Genomic DNA, 18,364 nt, shown 5'->3' with positions numbered 1-18,364 from the left:
AGGCTTCGAAAGCCCATGAAAGGGGGATCAAAATGAACGTAGCACGCTCTTTTAACAACTGGCGCAAGTACCGTCAGACGGTCACCGAACTGGGCCGTATGTCGACCCGTGAACTCGATGATCTCGGCATCGCCCGTGCCGACATCCATCGCGTCGCCCGCGCCGCTGTCGGCCGCTAAAGGCTCGATCGACGAGTACGCCACGTCAGAACTGACGTAGGTCTGTTCAAGCGCCTGCACCTCCCAGCGGGCGCTTTTTCTTTGCGCCTACAGCGCCGCGCGTCCAATCGGACGCGCAAACGTCGCTGTAGCACTTTGAATTGCTGCATGATTTTGTCCTTAATCGATTCCGATTTAAGGAATCATGCAGTAAGCGTCGAGAACCGGCCGTTCGCTCCTGACTTATTAAAAGCCTGGGCTCAATGGCGCCAGACGGAACCTGATCGTGCCTGCAAGGCTCTTACCGGGCTTCAACGCAACGAGGCCGCCGGCTTCGTTCGGCATGTTGTGAGCATTGGGCAGATGCGTCATCGGCTCGAAACAGAAGAAGTCCGCATCCGCACCCGGTGAGTAGATCATGAAGCACTCGAACGAACCCTCGGCCTCAAGCCTTAAGGCAAGCTGACGTTCGGGCCATTCGATTGCAGCCTCTCCGTCCCAGCCGTCATAGGCATTGTTCATCCAGCGAGCGGGGAGCCTGTTGCCCTCGGCGAAATCGACCATTCGGAGAATCGCGCCGGGAGCGTCGGGCAGATGTCCAGCCCTCTCACCCCAGATGCGTTTCGCCCTCGCTCTGAGCCGGGTCCCGGCCGTGCGTGGAAAGTAGGGATGATGCCCCAATCCAAAGGGTAACAGACGAGTCGACGTGTTCGTGACGGCCAGGGAGAGAAGCAGCGTGCTGCCTTCCAGCCGCACATCCTGCACGGCCTCGTAGGCATAGGGGCTTCCCGCCCGCTCGGCGTGCACATAGGAAAGGGTCGCCCGTTCCCCGCTGTGCGACTTCAGCTCCCACTCGCTGAGCCATCCATCCCCATGCAGGCAGAATGGATCGCCCGATGTATTCGGCTCGAGGGTGAAGCGCTCCCCCTCGAAGGTGAAGCTGTTGCCTTCGATCCTGTTGCCGAAGGGGACGAGCGGGAAGCTCGCTTCGGCGCCGAAGCGCTGCGTCGCGATCCCGGCGGTCGCAGTCGGCTTCAGGAACGGGATGCCGCGCCAGGTGGCAGCGAGGAGCGAGCCGCCGAAACGGCTCAGTTCGACCGAGAGCTCGTTGTTCTTAAGGTGCAGGACATCGTTTGACATTGCCGGTCAGACGCGCTGTCGGCCCGCGACCGAGCGCAGATTGTCGAGCAGCACCGCCAGCAACAGGATCAGGCCGCGCACCACGTACTGATAAAAGGCCTGGATGTTGAGCAGGTTCATGACATTCTCGGCGATGCCCATGATCAAAACGCCGACGATGACGCCAGTCATCGCCGCGCGGCCGCCGGCAAGCGATACGCCGCCGAGCACGCAGGCCGAGATGACCGAAAGCTCGAGTCCCGTCGCGGCATTGGGCTGACCGGAGGTGATGCGCGAGGCAAGCAGCACGCCTGCGACGGCGCAGACGATGCCTTGCAGCGCGAAGATCCAGACGCGCATGCGGGCGACGTCGACGCCCGCAAGACGCGAAGCCTCCGGATTGCCGCCGATCGCCAGCGTGTTCTTGCCGAAGACGGTTCGGTTCAACACAAAGCCGAAGACGATGAAGAACAGGCCCATCACCCAGATCGGTGTCGGGACGCCGAGAAAGCGCGACAACGCGAGCTGATAAAAGCCGGGATCGTTGATGCCGACGGCGCGACCATCCGAGGCGATCAGCGCGAAACCGCGGACGATCTGCATGGTCGCAAGCGTTGTGATCAGCGCATTGATGCGGAAACGAGCGATGACGACGCCGTTGATGGTGCCGACGACCGCGCCGCAAATGACGGCAGCCAGCAGCCCGAGCAGGATCGAGCCCGAGGCGTTCGAGGCCATGACCGCCACCATGCCGGAAAATGCCACCGTCGAGCCGACTGAAAGGTCGAAATCGCGCGAGGCGAGGCAGAACATCATCGTGCAGGCGATAATGCCGATCGTGACGACCGACTGCAGCAGGCCGAGCATATTGCGCTCGCTCAAGAAATTCGGAACCGTCATCGACACGATGACGAAGGCGACTGCGAAGATGACGACGAGGCCCTGTTCGCCGAGAAGAATTTTTTTCAGATGGGTCATCGTCACCATACCTGCGTGAGGGGAAGCTCTTTGCTGTTCTTGATGTCGGGAAGGGCTGCCGCGAGGATCCGCCGCTCATCGAATTCCACACGCGGCATGTCGGCCGCCAGCCGACCCTCGCACATCACGATGATACGGTCCGCGATGCCCATCACCTCCGGTAGCTCGCTGGAGATGACGACGATCGCCATGCCCTGCTCGGCAAGCCCGTAAAGGATTTCGTAGATCTCGGATTTCGCGCCGACGTCGATGCCGCGCGTCGGCTCGTCGACGATGAGAACCTTGATGCCTTCCTCCGACAGCCAGCGCCCGAGGATGACCTTCTGCTGGTTGCCGCCCGAGAGGTTGACGATGTCCTGACGGCGGGACGGTGTTCGCACGCGAAGCCTGGCGATGAATTTGTCGGCGAGTTCGCTTTCCTTCTTCGGATTGATGATGCCGAGGCGAGAAAAGTGGCGGCGCGAGGAGATCGTCATGTTCTCTTCGATCGACCGGCCCTGAACGATGCCATCGAACTTGCGGTCCTCCGGGCAGAGGACGATGCCGGCCCGGATCGACTTCGGCGGGCTGTCTGCCGGCACGATTGCGCCGTCGACCGACACGTCGCCCTGGCTGCGCGCATCGGCTCCATAGATGAGCCGCGCCATCTCGCTGCGGCCGGCACCAATCAGGCCGAAGAAGCCGACGATCTCGCCGCGCCTGACGGAGAAGCTCAACGGGATCTTCAGTTTTGGCCCTGCAATACTTTCGACCCGCAGCCGTTCGGCGCCGAAGCTGCGCCCCCGCCAGCCCCAGATATTTGCGATCTCGCGCCCGACCATCTCGGAAATGATCTGGTCGCGCGTAACCCTGGAAATCTCCTGATGATGGGCGGCGAGCTTGCCGTCGCGCAGCACCGTGAGGCTGTCGCAAAGCCGGAAGATCTCGTCGAGGCGATGCGAGACGTAGAGAATGACGGTGCCGTTCGCGCGCAGGCGATCGATGAGAGCAAAGAGGATTTCGCTCTCGCGCGAGGACAGCGAGGAGGTCGGCTCGTCGAGAGCGATCACGCGCGCGTCAAGCATCACCGCCTTGGCGATCTCGACCATCTGGCGCTCGCCGATCGAAAGCGACGCAACCTTGGCGGCTGGGTCGACATCGATGCCGATCTCGGCCAGCTTTTCAGAGACGACGCCGACGAGTTTGCGGCGGTCGATCACACCGCCTTTGCCGGGGAAATGGCCGAGCCAAAGGTTTTCGGCAACCGTCAGCTCCGGCACGAGCTGCAGTTCCTGGTGAATGACGATGACGCCGGCATGGAAGGCGTCGCGCACGGAGCGATACTGCTGAACCTCGCCATCGATGCGGATCTCGCCCTCATCGGCCGATTGATCGCCGGACAGAACGCGGATCAGCGTCGACTTGCCGGCGCCGTTCTCGCCCATGAGCCCGTGAACGGCGCCCTTGCGGACAGCAAAGGAGACATTCGATAGCGCCTGGACGCCGGGGTAGCCTTTCGAAATCGACCGGAATTCGAGGAAATCTTGCATGCGCTGCTCCGAAGAGAATTGCCCGGCGGATGAAGGCCGCCGGGCTCGATGTCGTCGTCAGAGACGATTACTCGATACCGAGTTCCTTGCGGACGGCTTCGTAGTTGTCGCGGAGCGCCAGCTGGCCGGCGGTCAGGATCAGCTTCTCCGGCTCTTTGTCGTTGGCAATCCAGTCGTACATGTTGAGCGCGGTTTCGTAGCCGTGCCGCTTCGGCGAGATGATGACGGTGCCGAAGAAGCCGGTCGCAGCCGGCTTCTTGAATTCGTTGATCGCCGACTCCGCGCCGCCGATACCGACGCCGATCACGCTGTCGGCGGCAATACCCACGCTTTCGGTTGCGCGCACGGCGCCGAGTACCGCTTCGTCATTGAGACCGACAGCGACCCATTTCTTGATGCCGGCGTTCTTGTTGAGCACGATCGTCGAGGCGTTGAGGGCGGCTTCGGTATCGGTCTTTGCCTGCGGCGCGTCGAAGATGTTGGCTTCAGGGAAGCCGTTGGCCTTGAGAACGGAAAGGGCGCCTTCGACGCGGTCGACCGCGGTCGGCAACTGGTCGTAGGAGACACGGATCGCGCCAACCTCCTTCATGTCCCAGCCGCGCTTCTTGATCTCGTCCACGATCGCCTGGCCGACGGCCTCGCCGATCTTGGTGGCCGAAATCCCCATGTGCGGAACGTCTTCGATCGGGGTGCCGTCGGCGTTGACCAGGCGGTCGTCGACAGTCATCAGCTTGAGATCGTTGGCGGCAGCCTTCGCGACGATGCCCGGGCCGAGCTTGACGTCAGGCGTGCAGACGATGAAGCCCTGTGCGCCCTGGGCCCCGAGATTGTCGATGGCCGACTGAACCTTCTCGCCGTCTTCTGCACCAATCTTGACCAGCGTGAAGCCTTTTTCCTTGGCGGCGGCGTCCGCGAATTTCCATTCGTCCTGGAACCACGGCTCCTCGGGCTGTTTGACGATGAAGCCGATCTTGACGTCGGCGGCCAATGCCGAAGTGGCGGCGAATACGGCGACGGTACCAGCCAGAATGGCTGCCTTGATGAAGCGCATGATGTGTCTCCCTGGTGAACTGCCTCCTGCAGTTGGCATTTGTGTATGATGAATCATCATATTCGTCAATTGCCTTTGTATGATGAATGAGATAGTGATGTATGACTATAAACGCGTGCTTCGGCGCGCTGTCGCCGGCTGCGGCGATCTGCGCTATGGAGCATCGATTTGATCAGCGTGAGGATGGCGATGGCAGCGGAAGGGCAGGAGCACCAGGGTATTGTGGCAGAACGGCTGCAACGCCGTCCGCGCGTCCAGAAGAACATCACGCGCGCCATTGCCTCCGACATCTGCGCCGAGATCTTTCCTGTCGGCACGTTCCTGCCTCGCGAAAACGATCTGTGCGAGCGCTATGGCGTCAGCCGCACCGTGATCCGCGAATCGCTGAAGATCCTCGAATCGAAAGGCATGGTGCGCGGCCGCTCCCGCGTCGGCACGGTCGTCTGCAACAAGGAAGAGTGGAACATTCTCGATTCGCAAGTTCTTGAATGGATCGGCGAGCGCATCTTCGAATTCGATCTGCTGAACTGCATCCTGGAGGCGCGCCGGGCGATCGAGCCAGCGGCGGCCGAATTCGCCGCCGAGCGCGCGACGGTACAGGAAATCGCCGATCTCGAACGCGCCTGGCGGGGCATGCGTGACGGCGAGCGCGACGTCGCGGGCTTCACCGAGGCCGACGTCGCGTTTCACACCTGCCTTCTGAAGGCGAGCCACAACCAGGTCTTCCTGCAACTCGTCGGCATCATCCAGACGGCGCTCAAGTTCGCGCTGCACGCTTCGAACGAGGCCGCCGAACGCCGGGACGAGGCGATCGACATACATGGCGAACTCGTGGAGGCGTTGCGCATGCGCGACAAGGTGGGCGCGCGCGACTGCTCGATGCGCATGCTGGATCTTGCGGCGCGCGATCTCGCCGCGGCCGTCAAACGGCACCGATCCTCAGGCGCCGCCCCCTGAACAACCCCTGAAACGGGCAGCCCGCCCGTTTGCCTTTCCTCCAATGGACATCACGTCATGAAGATTACCAAGCTCACCACCCATATTGTTCCGCCGCGCTGGCTGTTCCTCAAGATCGAAACCGACGAGGGCATTGTCGGCTGGGGCGAGCCGGTGGTTGAAGGCCGCGCGCTGACCGTCGAGGCGGCGGTGCACGAACTCGCCGACTATCTTGTCGGCAAGGATCCGTTCCTGATCGAGGACCACTGGAACGTGATGTATCGCGGTGGCTTCTATCGCGGCGGCGCGTTGCACATGAGCGCTCTTGCCGGCATCGATCAGGCGCTATGGGACATCAAGGGCAAGGCTCTCGGCCAGCCGATCCACCAGTTGCTCGGCGGCCAATGCCGCGACAGGATCAAGGTCTATTCCTGGATCGGCGGCGATCGGCCGAGCGACGTTGCGCGCAATGCCAGGGACGTCGTCGCCCGCGGCTTCAAGGCGATCAAGCTCAACGGCTGCGAAGAACTGCAGATCGTCGACAGCAACGAGAAGATCGACAAGGCCGTTTCGACCATCGGCACCATCCGCGACGCGATCGGCCCGCATGTCGGCATCGGCGTCGACTTCCATGGTCGCGTGCATCGGCCGATGGCCAAGGTGCTAGCCAAGGAACTCGAGCAGTTCAAGCTGATGTTCATCGAGGAGCCGGTGCTGTCGGAAAACCGGGAAGCGCTGAAGGAGATCGCCAATCATTCGTCGACACCGATTGCGCTGGGCGAGCGCCTCTATTCCCGCTGGGACTTCAAGTCTGTCCTGGCCGATGGCTATGTCGACATCATCCAGCCGGATCTTTCGCATGCGGGCGGCATCACCGAGTGCCGCAAGATCGCGGCGATGGCGGAAGCCTATGACGTGGCGCTCGCGCCGCATTGCCCGCTGGGGCCGATCGCGCTTGCTGCCTGCCTTCAGGTCGATGCCGTCAGCTACAACGCCTTCATCCAGGAGCAGAGCCTCGGCATCCATTACAATGCTGGCAACGACATCCTCGATTACATCTCCAACAAGGAGGTGTTCCGCTACCAGGATGGCTTCGTGTCGATCCCGCAGGGGCCCGGCCTCGGTGTCGAGGTCGACGAGGCCTATGTCATCGAGCGTGCGCGTGAAGGCCATCGCTGGCGCAATCCGGTCTGGCGCCACGAGGATGGCAGCGTCGCCGAATGGTGACGCGACAACGGCCAGATCGACAGGAAGGAGGAACGATCATGGGCAACCGGCTCGCTGGCAAACGCATCGTCATAACGGGCGCCGCCCAGGGTATTGGCCTTGCCATGGCCGAGGTCTTCCAGGGCGAGGGTGCCAGCCTGTTCCTGATCGATCGTGATGGGCCGCTCCTGGAAAGGGAGGCAACAAGGCTCCAGGCCGAGGGCGGCACGGTCTCATCGGCGGTCGCCGATATTACCGATGCCGATGCGATCGCCGCCGCGTTTGCCAGGGCGGAGAAAACCATCGGTCGCCCCAACGCGCTGGTCAACAATGCCGGCGTCAACGTGTTCGCGGAACCGCTGGCGACGGGCGAGGAGGACTGGCAGCGCTGCTTCGACGTAAACTTGAAAGGCGCCTGGAATTGCTGCAAGGCCGCGCTCCCGGGCATGATCGAGGCGGGCGGTGGGGTCATCCTCAACATCGCCTCGACGCATGCCTTCACCATCATCCCGCAAACCTTCCCCTATCCCGTTGCCAAGCACGCACTGATCGGCATGACGAAGTCGCTTGGGATCGAATATGCATCGAAGGGAATCCGCGTGAACGCTCTGGCTCCGGGCTACGTGCGGACCCGGAAGGTGATCGACTACTGGAACAGCTTCCCCGATCCGGCAGCGGCCGAAGCGGAAACGATGAAGCTGCATCCGGGCGGCCGCATCGCCACGGCCGAAGAAATTGCCCGCGCCGCCCTGTTCATGATTTCCGACGAGTGCACCTTCATGAATGCCACCTGCCTGACGGTGGATGGCGGCCTCAGCGTCCTGCATCACCCGGCCTGATTGGTCCCCCCTCGCGTTGCAGCAGGGTAAGCCGCTCACGATCCAGGCGGCCCAGTTCAGGGGATTTGCACCGTCTCATTGGGCGAGCCGATGGGAGCGCATTCATTCCAAGGGCCGGTATTCACTGCTTCCGTCCTCCGGCGCCTGACCTGCGAGGATCGTCAGAAAGGCCTCCCGCGAGGCGCAAATGAAGGCCGCGCGTGCTTCGCTTGGGCTTTTCTGGCGTTTAAGTGCCGCCTCGCAGGTGCGCACCGCATAGCTGTAATAGGCGCCGCCTCGAACGGGCCACTCGCTCTGCAGACACTTCATTGCGTCGAGCGGACCGATGACCGTGCGACATTTCCCGTCCAGCATGCTGATACTGACCGGCGCCTTCCACGGAATTTCGTACATCGCTTTCCTTTCCTGCCCCGAGCGGGGCATAGGCGCGGGGTGAGGAACGAGCGTATGGGTTTCCGCGCATCCCGCGTGCTGGAAATGGTTTGGCCCGTCGGGGCCGAATGCCTTTGGACCGGCTGCTGCCGGACTACGCCGAACGACTTTTAATAACTTGTGGCATCATGTTTTCCGAGGGGTCGAATCCGACTTTCGGGCTGACGCTCTTGTGTGACGGAGCCACAGGCTTCCGGGTGGCGAAGGCCTATTGGCTCCGGATGGACAGGTGCGCCTCTTCGGCTGCCTTGATAAATGCTCTTCGGGCTTTCTCGGTCTTGACCTTGCCCTCAAGCGCCTGCAGGCAGACGCGTTTTGCGGCGGCAAGGGCGCGCCCGTCCTGATGGGGCCACCGCAGCATCAGACACTCGACGGCCTCGCGCGTGCTCTTCACGTCGCGATATTTGCCTGCGTTGCCGAGTTCCAACTGGACGCTCTTGTCCCACCAGAAGCTGTGCATGGCATTGCCTCACAGGATTGTTATTGCTGGAATTCAAACCCGTTCGAGCCGCCTTTGGTTCCATTCAGACTTCGGAACGGCGCGAATATTGTCGCGTACTCAAGAACTGCGTGCACGCCTTGTTACGGGGCGGCACAGCGCGCGCCGGCTGTGCGTCCACCCTTGACGAGACGTTTCGCATCGCTAAGTAAAAAGGCGTCCCGCCTTTTAGACATCGAACCGCGGGATGAACTTTGGTGCCGGGCCCCTCTGGCGAGAGTTTTACGGCGCTCTCGTGATGTCGGTACCGCCAGCAAATGAGCCGGCGGATTAGCTACCATGAAAACCCAACTCATGCCCAACGCATGTGCCTCTTCGGCTGTGCGCTTTTTCCTTACTGAGGATCTCTCGTTCGTAGTCGCCGAGGCACATCGTGCCGGGGAGGATCGCCCATGATCCAGCCCCGTTCGCACACGACCGCACTCGGTTATTTCAGGTGGGCCTTCATCGTGACGGCCCTCGGTCTGCTGCTTGGCGTCTGGCTCGGATGGCAGTCGACCGGTACATTCAGCGGCACGATGACCGTCTTCTTCATCTGTGCGGTGCTCGCTGTGCTCGAAATTTCGCTCTCCTTCGACAACGCCATCGTCAACGCCAACAAGCTCAAGGACATGACGCCGGTCTGGCAGCATCGGTTTCTGACCTGGGGCATCATCATTGCCGTGTTCGGCATGCGTATCGTCTTTCCGCTGCTGATCGTCGTGATCGCCGCCAATATCGGGCCGATCGACGCGGTCATCCTTGCGGCAATCCGCCCCGAAGAATACGCCCGCATCATGAACGACGCGCATCTGCCGATCGCCGCCTTTGGCGGCACGTTCCTGATGATGGTCGGTCTCACCTACTTCTTCGACCAGGAGAAGGATGTGCACTGGATCGCCTGGCTGGAGCGCAAGATGGCGCGCTTCGCGACGATCAAGGGAATCGAAATTGCTCTCGTCCTGAGCGTCATCCTGGCGTTCTCGACCTTGCTCGAAACCGAGCACGTGCACACCTTCGTCTATGCCAGCATCTATGGCCTGCTCACCTTCCTCATCGTCGAGGTCGTCGGTGGTCTGCTCGATGCTTCGCAGCAGACGATGAGCGCGGCGGCGAAGGGCGGTTTCGGTGCATTCCTCTACCTGGAAGTGCTCGATGCCAGCTTCTCGTTCGACGGCGTCATCGGTGCCTTCGCCTTGACGCAGAACCTGTTCATCATCGCGATTGGTCTCGGCATTGGCGCCATGTATGTCCGCTCGATGACCATCATGCTCGTCGAGAAGGGCACGCTCAACGAATATCGCTATCTGGAGCACGGCGCCTTCTATGCGATCCTGATCCTGTCGGTGGTGATGTATTTCCAGACGCTGTTCCACATTCCCGAGGTCATTACCGGTCTCGGCGGCGCCGGCCTCATCGGCCTGTCGCTCTGGTCGTCGATCCGTCACAACCGGCGCAAGGCGGAGGCCGGTGAGGATGAGCCCGACGCGCGGTTTCGCGTCGAGGCCTGAGAGCGAGGCCAAGCGTTAGAACAGAGACGGCCCGGCGGGATTTCCGCCGGGCCGTCTTGCTGTGGCCTGATGCTATTTGAACGAGCGATGCTTACACCATTGATCTGGGTCAATGTGACTGGCGGAGGTGCGGTTAGCTTGAATTGCGAAGTCAACGGGAGGTTTTCATGTTCCGCAACATTCTCATTCCCACCGATGGTTCGCCGCTTGCCACACTCGCCTTGGACGCCGGTATCGCCTTTGCAAAGGAGGCCGGAGCGAAGATCGCGGTGTTGACCGTGACGGAGCCGTTCCACCTCTTTTCGACCGACACGGAACAACTCGCCAGCACGAGGGAAGATTATGAAGCGCTGGCCCGTCAGCACGCCGGGGAAATACTTGCTGCCGCCGTGGTGAAATCTGAGCGTGCCGGCGTGCCGTGCGAAACGGATCACGCCCGCAGCCACGAGGTCTATCGTGCGATCATCAAGAAAGCGGACGATATCGGCGCCGATCTCATCATCATGGCGTCGCACGGCCGTGGCGGCGTCGGCGCCCTGGTGCTCGGCAGCGTCGCCGCGAAGGTGCTGACCCATTCGACGATCCCCGTGCTCATCTACAGGAAAAAGTAGCGAGCGAGCGGTCAAGGCGACACGATTTTCTCCAGCTTTCCAGCAGGTTTTCGGCCCGGCGTGTCACCACGCCGGGATTTTTTTGTCCGCTGCCGGAAAAGCGTCAAAGTTTCGCGTGATGGAGTGCGGGCCCGGAGGACGGCTGCGGGGGTACCGATCCGTCCGACCTGCTGCATGTTTAAGGATAAAAACATGCAGCAACTCAAAGTGCTACGGCGTCCTTTGCGCATCTGACAAGACGCGCGGCGCTGTAGGTCGGCAGTCATGACACGGCGGGGAGGGATGTCCTTGAGCGTCAATCCAAATGATCTTGCGCTTCTTGCAGTGATGCGGCGCTATTTCCTGGTGAAAGACGAAGTCAATGCCCTGAAGGCCCGTCTGGAGGCCGCGCGCAAGGACGTTGCTGAGGACATCAGCCGGTTCTACGACCCGCGCACGAATGCGACCCACGCCGAGGACATTCTGGCGTGGCACAAGCTGAGGAAGGAGATGGATGAATTGATGAGCCTTGCCGCGACCTGGGGCAGGGGCGGCAACATCGAAAGCCAGCAGCTTGCGTTGGAAGCGGCTACGGCCAAGGTCGTCCCATTTCCGGATTTCCAATTGTCCTTGGATTGAAGTGCCCCTTTGCACGATGCGCGGCGCAGCGGGGCGATCACCTCATCGGTTCAAGGCAGACCGGACGTCCTCGATCACGGGGAGCGCGGCGATGAGCATCAAGGGAGCGGCGAGAAAAAGCGCCGCAGAAATGCCCAGTTTGTTGAAGAGAAGGGCGCCGCAAACGCCGCCAACCAGAAAAAGGCCGATCAAGGACGTGAGAAGGCGCAACTTCCGGCGATCGGCGCGGACATGCAGCCTGGAGTTCTTGGCGCTGTCGCGGTTCCAGTAGATCAGCTTGCCGATCTCGATGCCCGTGTCGGTCACTAGGCCGGTCACATGGGTCGTGCGGATTCTTGCGCCGGAGAGCTTCGTGATGATGGCGTTCTGCAGCCCCATGATGAAGCAGAGAAGCATGATCGTCGCCGAAACGGCGACACGTTCGCTGAGGTGGTCCCCGGTTATTGCGAAGCAGATAAGCAGAACTGCCTCGAACAGCAGCGGAAGCGCATATTCCGCCTGCAGATCCAGCCGCCGGCCCCAGTTGATGAGGATGGCGGAGGTGGCGGCGCCGGCAACGAACGAAAAGAGCGCGGAAAGGCCGACTACAACCAATGCAATATTACCGAGGACGATGTTGTCCGCGATCGCCGAGACGATGCCCGACATATGCGACGTATATTGATGTACAGCCATGAAGCCACCGGCATTGGCAGCCCCGGCGACGAATGTCAGATAAAAAGCGAGATGGTGGTCGGTCGCCTCGTTGCGTTCCTTTGCGGTCAGGTTGCGGAGATAGTATTTCATGTTCGGTCGATGGTTCCGAAAAGTGTCGGATTGGCAGATGGGACGTGCGATTCATCCGATAGCACAGGATCGGTGCCGCTGTCCGTCCAACCTCGCATTTGGTATGATGTTATCAGCGTGCATGCGCAACGGGGACATGCCGAGGAGTGCACTGCGTGCGGAAAAAAGGAAGGGGCGTTTTGTCGGCGATGCCAGGTTGTATCTGTCAGGGCCAGGGAACGGCCTTCTGGTGGCTGGGTGCGCGTGATTGCGGTGGAGCGGCGCGGACAAACACGCCCGGCTCGACAGCAGTCAATATTTAAGCTTTCGAAGGGATTATTGTTTCCCGGGGAACAACTTTACATTGCTGGCTCTGGATAGATCGGGCAGCAAAATTTAAGCGGCCCCGATGGGCCGGCGCGGAGATTTCAGTCAGTGCCTAATTCAAAAGCATCATCAAATCGAACGAGCATCGATCCCGCGGAAGCGTTGCGCGACTGTCGCGCGGCCTTCATCGGCGTTGGTATCGCCAGTGCGCTCGTCAACGTCCTCTATCTCACCGGGTCGTTCTTCATGCTTGAAGTCTACGACCGGGTTCTTCCGAGCAGAAGCATTCCCTCGCTGATCGCACTCTCGTTCCTGGCGTTGCTGCTCTACGGCTTCCAGGGCGCGTTCGAGCTGATCCGCGGCCGCATGCTTGTGCGCATCGCCGGCGCCCTCGACGAAAACATGAGCGGGCGGATCTATCGGGCGCTGGTCAAGGCACCGTTGAAGCTGAAGATCCAAGGCGATGGTCTGCAGGCATTGCGTGATTTCGACCAGGTTCGGTCCTACCTCTCGGGCGCCGGTCCGGCCGCCCTTTTCGACCTGCCGTGGCTGCCCTTCTATATCGCCATCTGCTTTCTCTTTCATCCCGTCATCGGCTTCATAGCGATCGGCGGAGGGCTGATCCTCACGCTTCTGACCTATCTCACCAATAGCGGCACCCAGGCGCCGGCCAAGAAAGCGGCGGAGGCAGGAGGCCTGCGCAATGCCTTCGCCCAGGCGTCGCAGCGCAATGCCGAGGTCGTTCAGGCCATGGGCATGGCCGGGCGGCTCACCGACCTCTGGGAGCGGCGCAACGAGGAGTTCCGCCTGGAGAACCGTCGCACCTCCGATATCGGCAACGGTTACGGCGCGGTTTCCAAGGTCTTCCGCATGGCGTTGCAGTCGGGTGTGCTGGCGGCGGGCGCAGTTCTCGTGATCAAGGGCCAGGCCTCGCCCGGCATCATCATCGCCGGCTCCATCCTGACCGCCCGCGCTCTTGCGCCCGTGGAACTCGCCATCGGCAACTGGCGTGGTCTCGTCGCCGCGAGGCAGAGCTGGCAACGGCTGAGGGAACTGCTCAAGGCGCTGCCGGAGGCCGTGGCACCGCTGGCACTGCCGGCCCCGCGCGACCGCCTGAGCGTCGAGGGGCTGGCGAGCGGACCGCCGGCGGCCCAGCGGTTGATCTTCACCGATATCAGTTTCACCGTTCGTGCCGGCAGCGCGCTCGGGGTCATCGGTCCGAGCGCTTCGGGCAAGTCGTCGCTCGCCCGTGCCATCCTTGGCGTTTGGCCGGCCTATCGCGGTTCCGTGCGCCTTGACGGCGCGGCTCTCGACCAGTGGGACAGCGATGCTCTCGGCAAGCACATCGGCTACCTGCCGCAGGACGTGGAGCTATTCGCGGGAACGGTTGCGCAGAATATCAGCCGCTTCGCCGACGATGCGACGCCCGAGGCGATCGTCGCGGCTGCCGCGGCGGCGCGCGTCAACGACCTGATCCTTCGCCTTCCGAACGGCTATGAAACCGAGATCGGCGAGGGGGGCACAGCGCTTTCGGCCGGACAGCGCCAGCGCATAGCGCTCGCCAGGGCGCTTTATGGAGATCCCTTCCTCGTCGTGCTCGACGAGCCCAATTCCAATCTCGATGCCGAAGGCGAGCATGCGCTCAGCGAAGCGATCATGGGTGTTCGCGCGCGCGGCGGCGTCGTCATCGTTATCGCACATCGGCCGAGTGCGCTTGCGAGCACCGACCTCGTCCTGATGATGCAGGACGGGCGCATGCAGGCCTTCGGTCCGAAGGATGAGGTGCTCGGCAAAGTATTGCGCAGGGAACGCGTGCAGCAGGCGGAGCGGCCGGCGCCGCTCAAGATCGTCGGTGACGGCCAGGAGGTGGCGAAGTGAGCGAGGCGAAGAAGCAGATGTTGAGCGCCCGCCGCTCGCTTGGGCGCCATATGATTGCGGTCTCCACGCTGGCTATCGCGCTTGTCGTCGGCGTGGGCGGCTGGGCGGCAACGACCGAGCTGTCGAGCGCGATCGTTGCCGGCGGCGTCGTCGTGGTCGACGACAATGTCAAGAAGGTCCAGCACCTCACCGGGGGGATCGTCGGCGAACTGCTGGTGCGCGAGGGAGACCGGGTCCATGCCGGGCAGGTGCTGATCCGTCTCGACGGCACCACCGTTCGCGCCAACCTGGCGATTGTCGAAAGCACGCTGGCGCAGCTCTATGCCCGCCGCGCCCGGCTTCAGGCCGAACGCATCGGCGCCGACTCTTTCGAGGTCGACAAGGATCTCGACACATTCATCTCCAGTGCCGCGGCGACGAAGCTCGTCGATGGCGAGGAGAGGCTCTTTGCCAGCCGGCGGTCGGCCCTCATCGGCATGAAGGACCAGCTTGCCTCCCGGAAGGCGCAGTTGGGCGACGAGATCGAGGGGCTCACCGTCCAATTGCAGGCGATCGAGGACGCGCTCAAGCTGATCGCGGAGGAACTGACCGGCGTCGACTCGCTCTACGGGCAGGGCCTGGTGCCGATGCAGCGCGTGACGACGCTGAAGCGCCAGCGTGCGGAACTGGAGGGCGACCGCGGACAGCGTATCGCCGCCCGCGCCCAAGCACGCGGCAAGTCGAGCGAGATCGACCTGCAGATCCTCCAGCTCGACGAGGATCGGCGGACGGAAATCTCCAAGGATCTGACGGATGTCGAGGCGAAGATCGCCGAATACGAGGAGCGGCGGACCGCCGCATCCGACCAATTGCGTCGGCTCGACATTACCGCGCCGCTTTCGGGCCGCGTCTATCAGCTCGCCGTGCACACGGTAAACGGCGTGGTCAATCCCGGCGAGACGCTTATGCTCGTCGTGCCCCAGGCCGACGACTTGACGGTGGAGGCTCGCGTTGCGACCCACGACATCGACCAGATCCACGTCGGCCAGCCGGTCGAAATCCGCTTCAGCGCCTTCAATCAGCGCACGACGCCCGAGGTCGAGGCGGAGGTGGCGACCATCGCGCCGGACCTCGTGACCGACGAGCGCACCGGCGCCAGCTATTACCCGTTGCGGATCCGGCCGAAGAAAGAGAGCCTCGCCAAGCTCAAGGGGCTCTCGCTCTATCCCGGCATGCCGGCCGAGGTGTTCATCAAGATCGCCGACCGCACGGTGATCTCCTACCTGACGAAGCCGCTGACCGACCAGATGCGGCATGCATTCCGGGAGGATTAGTCCGGCGCGATTCAAGGGAAAGTGCGCAACGATTTTCCATCCGGAATTGGTTGCGCACGGCGCAAGCTACTGCATGTTTCCTTAAATCGTACTCGACTAAGGACAGACATGCAGCAATTCAAAATGCTACAGCGTCCTTTGCGCGTCTGATAAGACGCGCGGCGCTGTAGTTCCGAGTTCGGCGGGGCGTGCCGACCACGAGCCCCGGCCGCGGTAGGCGGTCGACGTCGTTGAATGGCAGTCCGTCCCCGCTCGAAAGAGCGCCTCGAGGGTGTCGTGGATATCGAGACCGCCGAGCGGCTTCGAGTCAACGCCGAGCGCGGTGCGCACCGTTCGGCGGGCGAGAGCGCCTGCTCTCATACCAGCCTCTTCAAGGGCAAATCTTCGCTGCGGTCCACAGGCTACCCATCCTTAGGTGTAGCTCGATCGCCAACCTGCTTCATCATACAGTCCGCGACGTGGCTCGTGACCGACACGTCCGGATCACGCAGAACGCGAGCGCATCATGTCGCAGGCAGAAGCAAATCCCCTAGGATTGGTGAGCAGGAGACAAACATGAGCTTGGACAATACCTCACACTCAGGTAGACCGGCGCTAGACGAGTTGGTTCCGTCGCGCTATGCGGTGCCGGTCGGCGAGATTGACGTCCTGGTGATCAGCGATGGAGTGCTAACGCCGCCAGCCGAGTCAATGGCCACCAACGCCGACCCGGCCATCCGCGCGGCCTGGCTGGACGACATGTTCCTGTCGCAGGACGCTTTCGATTGGGCACTGAACGCGGTCGTGGTGCGCAGCGGCGGCCAGACGATACTCATCGACAGTGGTCTAGGGGAGGAGTACCCGGACTTCCCGCGGGCCGGGCAGTTTGTCCATCGACTGGAGGCCGCCGGCGTCGATCTCGCGTCCGTGACCGACGTGGTGCTGACCCACATGCACTTTGACCACGTTGGCGGGCTGCTCGTCGACGGCGTGAAGGAACGGCTGCGCCCGGACCTGCGGGTCCACGTGTCCGCCGCAGAGACCAAGTTCTGGGAGTCGCCTGATTTCTCCCGCACCGCCATGCCGCCGGCGCTTGCGGATTTGGCCCGACGAGCGTCCCTGCAATTCCTCGACGAGTACCGCAACCATCTGCGGACGTTCGCGGAGGAGTCCGAGGTGGCACCGGGCGTGGTCGTCACTCGCACCGGTGGCCACACGCCTGGGCACAGCGTTGTCCGCATGAAGTCTGGCGGCAACCGGCTGATGTTCGCCGGCGACGCCCTGTTTCCGGTTTCTTTCGACCACCCCGAGTGGCACAACGGCTTCGAACACGACCCGGAGGAGGCGACCCGTGTTCGGCTCCGTCTTATGCGGGAGCTGGCGGAGACCGGCTCGTCACTGGTGTCCACGCACATACCGTTCCCCTCCGTCGGGCATGTGGCGGCCGCCGGCAATCTCTTTCGTTGGGTGCCGGCCTGGTGGGACTACTGACCGCTTGTTGGGTTAGGGCCGAACGTGACGACCGCAGGCGTTTGAAAACTACAGTGCCGCGCGTCTCATCAGACGCGCAAAGGATTTGCAGCACTTTGAGTTGCTGCGTGTTTTGTCCTTAAGTCGGGCACGATCTAAGGAAACATGCAGTAGTCGATCGCTGTCTCGTACGACATCGCCGGTCTTGCGGTGTCGTACGAGTTGGTCACGGCAGCAAATGGCCCTTACAGCGCCGCGCGTCCAATCGGACACGCAAAGGTCGCTGTAGCACTTTCTTGTTTGCGCTTTAGTCGGCGATGTCCGTGCCGTTCAAGTGAAGAGCAAAGCCGTTCGCAGCTGGATCGCCGAGACCGGGTCGAAGCTGAAGGCTCGGGATCATATAGTCTCCGCCATTCTGCCGCCGATAGGGGATGGGCGGCGTGGAGCCGAGTGTGCGCATCCTCTCGCGCAGGCGCTCGGCGACGGCACGGAAGCCGACCTCGTCGAGACGATCGACCCGATAGGCGACGAACGGCGGGAGCACGTCGTAGCCCGGATAAAACAGGATCCCGTGATTGATCGGGAACAGGAGGTCGTCGATCGGCCCGTTGATCCCGCGGGCGGAGTAATGCTCCTCCCAGCCGCCGGTGGTCACGAGCAACATCGCGCGTTTGCCCGCAAGAGTTCCTTCGCCGAAGCGGTTGCCCCAATATTTGTCGCTGTGCTCGCCGACACCATAGGCGAAGCCGTAGGCGTAAACGCGATCCACCCAGCCTTTGAGGATCGCCGGCATACTGTACCACCACAGCGGAAACTGCAGGATCAGGACGTCGGCCCACAAGAGTTTTTCGTGCTCGGCTTTTACGTCTTCGGTCAGAGCGTTGGTGGCGAAAGCTTCCCCCGAGGCCTTGGCAACCTTCAATCGTGCGTCCGGGGCGAGCGACCGAAAGTCGGCATGATCGACCTCGGATTTCCAGCGGTCGGCATAAAGGTCCGACATCCGCACCTCGTGGCCTTGGGCCTCCAGTTCCTTGATGGCGATATCGCGGAGCGCGCCGTTCAGCGAACGCGGTTCGGGATGGGCGAAGACGAGCAGAACTTTCATGAGGTCAGCCTCCAATAGCAAAATCGATGCTCAGGTAGCCAACGCGCCGATGATCCGGTAG

At 62.2% G+C, this 18,364-nt stretch carries 19 protein-coding genes; 10 read left to right on the top strand and 9 right to left on the bottom strand.

The annotated features are described in order from the left end of the window. Positions 1 to 32: 32 nt before the first annotated feature. Complete coding sequence (locus QA637_RS27020) at positions 33 to 179, top strand: DUF1127 domain-containing protein (protein WP_153440260.1); 147 nt, start codon at positions 33 to 35, stop codon at positions 177 to 179. Between the two features lie 225 nt (positions 180 to 404). On the opposite strand, the gene QA637_RS27015 is transcribed toward QA637_RS27020, so the two are convergent. The 4 genes from QA637_RS27015 to QA637_RS27000 form a co-directional block, all read right to left on the bottom strand. Further along, entirely contained in the window at positions 405 to 1,298 is an 894-nt protein-coding gene (locus tag QA637_RS27015; RefSeq protein WP_153440259.1) for an aldose 1-epimerase, read from the bottom strand. A 6-nt stretch (positions 1,299 to 1,304) separates the two neighbouring features. Next, the gene (araH, locus tag QA637_RS27010; RefSeq protein ID WP_283065818.1) at positions 1,305 to 2,255 is read right to left on the bottom strand and encodes an L-arabinose ABC transporter permease AraH; all 951 of its coding nucleotides are present in this window, start codon (positions 2,253 to 2,255) and stop codon (positions 1,305 to 1,307) included. Between the two features lie 2 nt (positions 2,256 to 2,257). After that, complete coding sequence (gene araG, locus QA637_RS27005) at positions 2,258 to 3,784, bottom strand: L-arabinose ABC transporter ATP-binding protein AraG (RefSeq protein ID WP_283065817.1); 1,527 nt, start codon at positions 3,782 to 3,784, stop codon at positions 2,258 to 2,260. A gap of 67 nt (positions 3,785 to 3,851) precedes the next feature. Beyond that, positions 3,852 to 4,835, bottom strand: coding sequence for an arabinose ABC transporter substrate-binding protein (locus QA637_RS27000; RefSeq protein WP_153440256.1), 984 nt, complete (start codon positions 4,833 to 4,835; stop codon positions 3,852 to 3,854). A gap of 183 nt (positions 4,836 to 5,018) precedes the next feature. Between QA637_RS27000 and QA637_RS26995 the strand changes: the two genes are divergently transcribed. From QA637_RS26995 to QA637_RS26985, 3 genes are read left to right on the top strand one after another with little or no spacing between them, the layout of a single operon-like run. Beyond that, positions 5,019 to 5,792: a FadR/GntR family transcriptional regulator gene (locus QA637_RS26995; RefSeq protein ID WP_153440255.1), complete on the top strand. Its 774-nt coding sequence runs from the start codon at positions 5,019 to 5,021 to the stop codon at positions 5,790 to 5,792. Between the two features lie 57 nt (positions 5,793 to 5,849). Further along, positions 5,850 to 6,998 carry a galactonate dehydratase gene (gene dgoD, locus QA637_RS26990; protein WP_153440254.1) on the top strand — a complete coding sequence of 383 codons (1,149 nt, stop codon included), beginning with the start codon at positions 5,850 to 5,852 and terminating at the stop codon, positions 6,996 to 6,998. A 38-nt stretch (positions 6,999 to 7,036) separates the two neighbouring features. Further along, complete coding sequence (locus tag QA637_RS26985) at positions 7,037 to 7,816, top strand: SDR family oxidoreductase (RefSeq protein WP_153440253.1); 780 nt, start codon at positions 7,037 to 7,039, stop codon at positions 7,814 to 7,816. Positions 7,817 to 7,918: 102 nt separating this feature from the next. Here QA637_RS26985 and QA637_RS26980 read toward each other — a convergent pair whose 3' ends face one another. Continuing rightward, a complete protein-coding gene (locus tag QA637_RS26980) occupies positions 7,919 to 8,209 on the bottom strand; it encodes a DUF982 domain-containing protein (protein WP_153440252.1) in 291 nt (96 codons plus the stop codon). A 247-nt stretch (positions 8,210 to 8,456) separates the two neighbouring features. Beyond that, complete coding sequence (locus tag QA637_RS26975) at positions 8,457 to 8,708, bottom strand: DUF982 domain-containing protein (RefSeq protein WP_153440251.1); 252 nt, start codon at positions 8,706 to 8,708, stop codon at positions 8,457 to 8,459. A 431-nt stretch (positions 8,709 to 9,139) separates the two neighbouring features. Here QA637_RS26975 and QA637_RS26970 point away from each other — a divergent pair, with 431 nt between their 5' ends. From QA637_RS26970 to QA637_RS26960, 3 genes are all read left to right on the top strand, one after another. Next, a complete protein-coding gene (locus tag QA637_RS26970; RefSeq protein WP_283065814.1) occupies positions 9,140 to 10,237 on the top strand; it encodes a DUF475 domain-containing protein in 1,098 nt (365 codons plus the stop codon). 167 nt (positions 10,238 to 10,404) lie between these two features. Beyond that, a complete protein-coding gene (locus QA637_RS26965; protein ID WP_153440249.1) occupies positions 10,405 to 10,848 on the top strand; it encodes a universal stress protein in 444 nt (147 codons plus the stop codon). Positions 10,849 to 11,130: 282 nt separating this feature from the next. Then, positions 11,131 to 11,466, top strand: a complete 336-nt coding sequence (locus QA637_RS26960) for a hypothetical protein (protein ID WP_283065812.1) — start codon at positions 11,131 to 11,133, stop codon at positions 11,464 to 11,466. 42 nt (positions 11,467 to 11,508) lie between these two features. On the opposite strand, the gene QA637_RS26955 is transcribed toward QA637_RS26960, so the two are convergent. After that, positions 11,509 to 12,252: a YoaK family protein gene (locus QA637_RS26955; RefSeq protein ID WP_153440247.1), complete on the bottom strand. Its 744-nt coding sequence runs from the start codon at positions 12,250 to 12,252 to the stop codon at positions 11,509 to 11,511. Between the two features lie 414 nt (positions 12,253 to 12,666). Between QA637_RS26955 and QA637_RS26950 the strand changes: the two genes are divergently transcribed. Further along, positions 12,667 to 14,436, top strand: coding sequence for a type I secretion system permease/ATPase (locus QA637_RS26950; RefSeq protein ID WP_283065810.1), 1,770 nt, complete (start codon positions 12,667 to 12,669; stop codon positions 14,434 to 14,436). 17 nt (positions 14,437 to 14,453) lie between these two features. Then, complete coding sequence (locus QA637_RS26945; RefSeq protein ID WP_283067364.1) at positions 14,454 to 15,749, top strand: HlyD family type I secretion periplasmic adaptor subunit; 1,296 nt, start codon at positions 14,454 to 14,456, stop codon at positions 15,747 to 15,749. Positions 15,750 to 15,875: 126 nt separating this feature from the next. Here QA637_RS26945 and QA637_RS26940 read toward each other — a convergent pair whose 3' ends face one another. Then, positions 15,876 to 16,109: a hypothetical protein gene (locus QA637_RS26940; protein ID WP_283065808.1), complete on the bottom strand. Its 234-nt coding sequence runs from the start codon at positions 16,107 to 16,109 to the stop codon at positions 15,876 to 15,878. A 195-nt stretch (positions 16,110 to 16,304) separates the two neighbouring features. Between QA637_RS26940 and QA637_RS26935 the strand changes: the two genes are divergently transcribed. After that, the gene (locus QA637_RS26935; protein WP_283065807.1) at positions 16,305 to 17,219 is read left to right on the top strand and encodes an MBL fold metallo-hydrolase; all 915 of its coding nucleotides are present in this window, start codon (positions 16,305 to 16,307) and stop codon (positions 17,217 to 17,219) included. A gap of 286 nt (positions 17,220 to 17,505) precedes the next feature. Here the strand turns inward: QA637_RS26935 and QA637_RS26930 are convergent, their stop codons facing one another. Further along, complete coding sequence (locus QA637_RS26930) at positions 17,506 to 18,303, bottom strand: NAD(P)H-dependent oxidoreductase (protein WP_283065805.1); 798 nt, start codon at positions 18,301 to 18,303, stop codon at positions 17,506 to 17,508. Between the last annotated feature and the right edge of the window lie 61 nt (positions 18,304 to 18,364).

Origin of the sequence: Sinorhizobium terangae, from assembly GCF_029714365.1 — a bacterium.
Classification (GTDB): Bacteria; Pseudomonadota; Alphaproteobacteria; order Rhizobiales; family Rhizobiaceae; genus Sinorhizobium; species Sinorhizobium terangae.
This window is presented reverse-complemented; position numbering and strand designations above follow the sequence as displayed.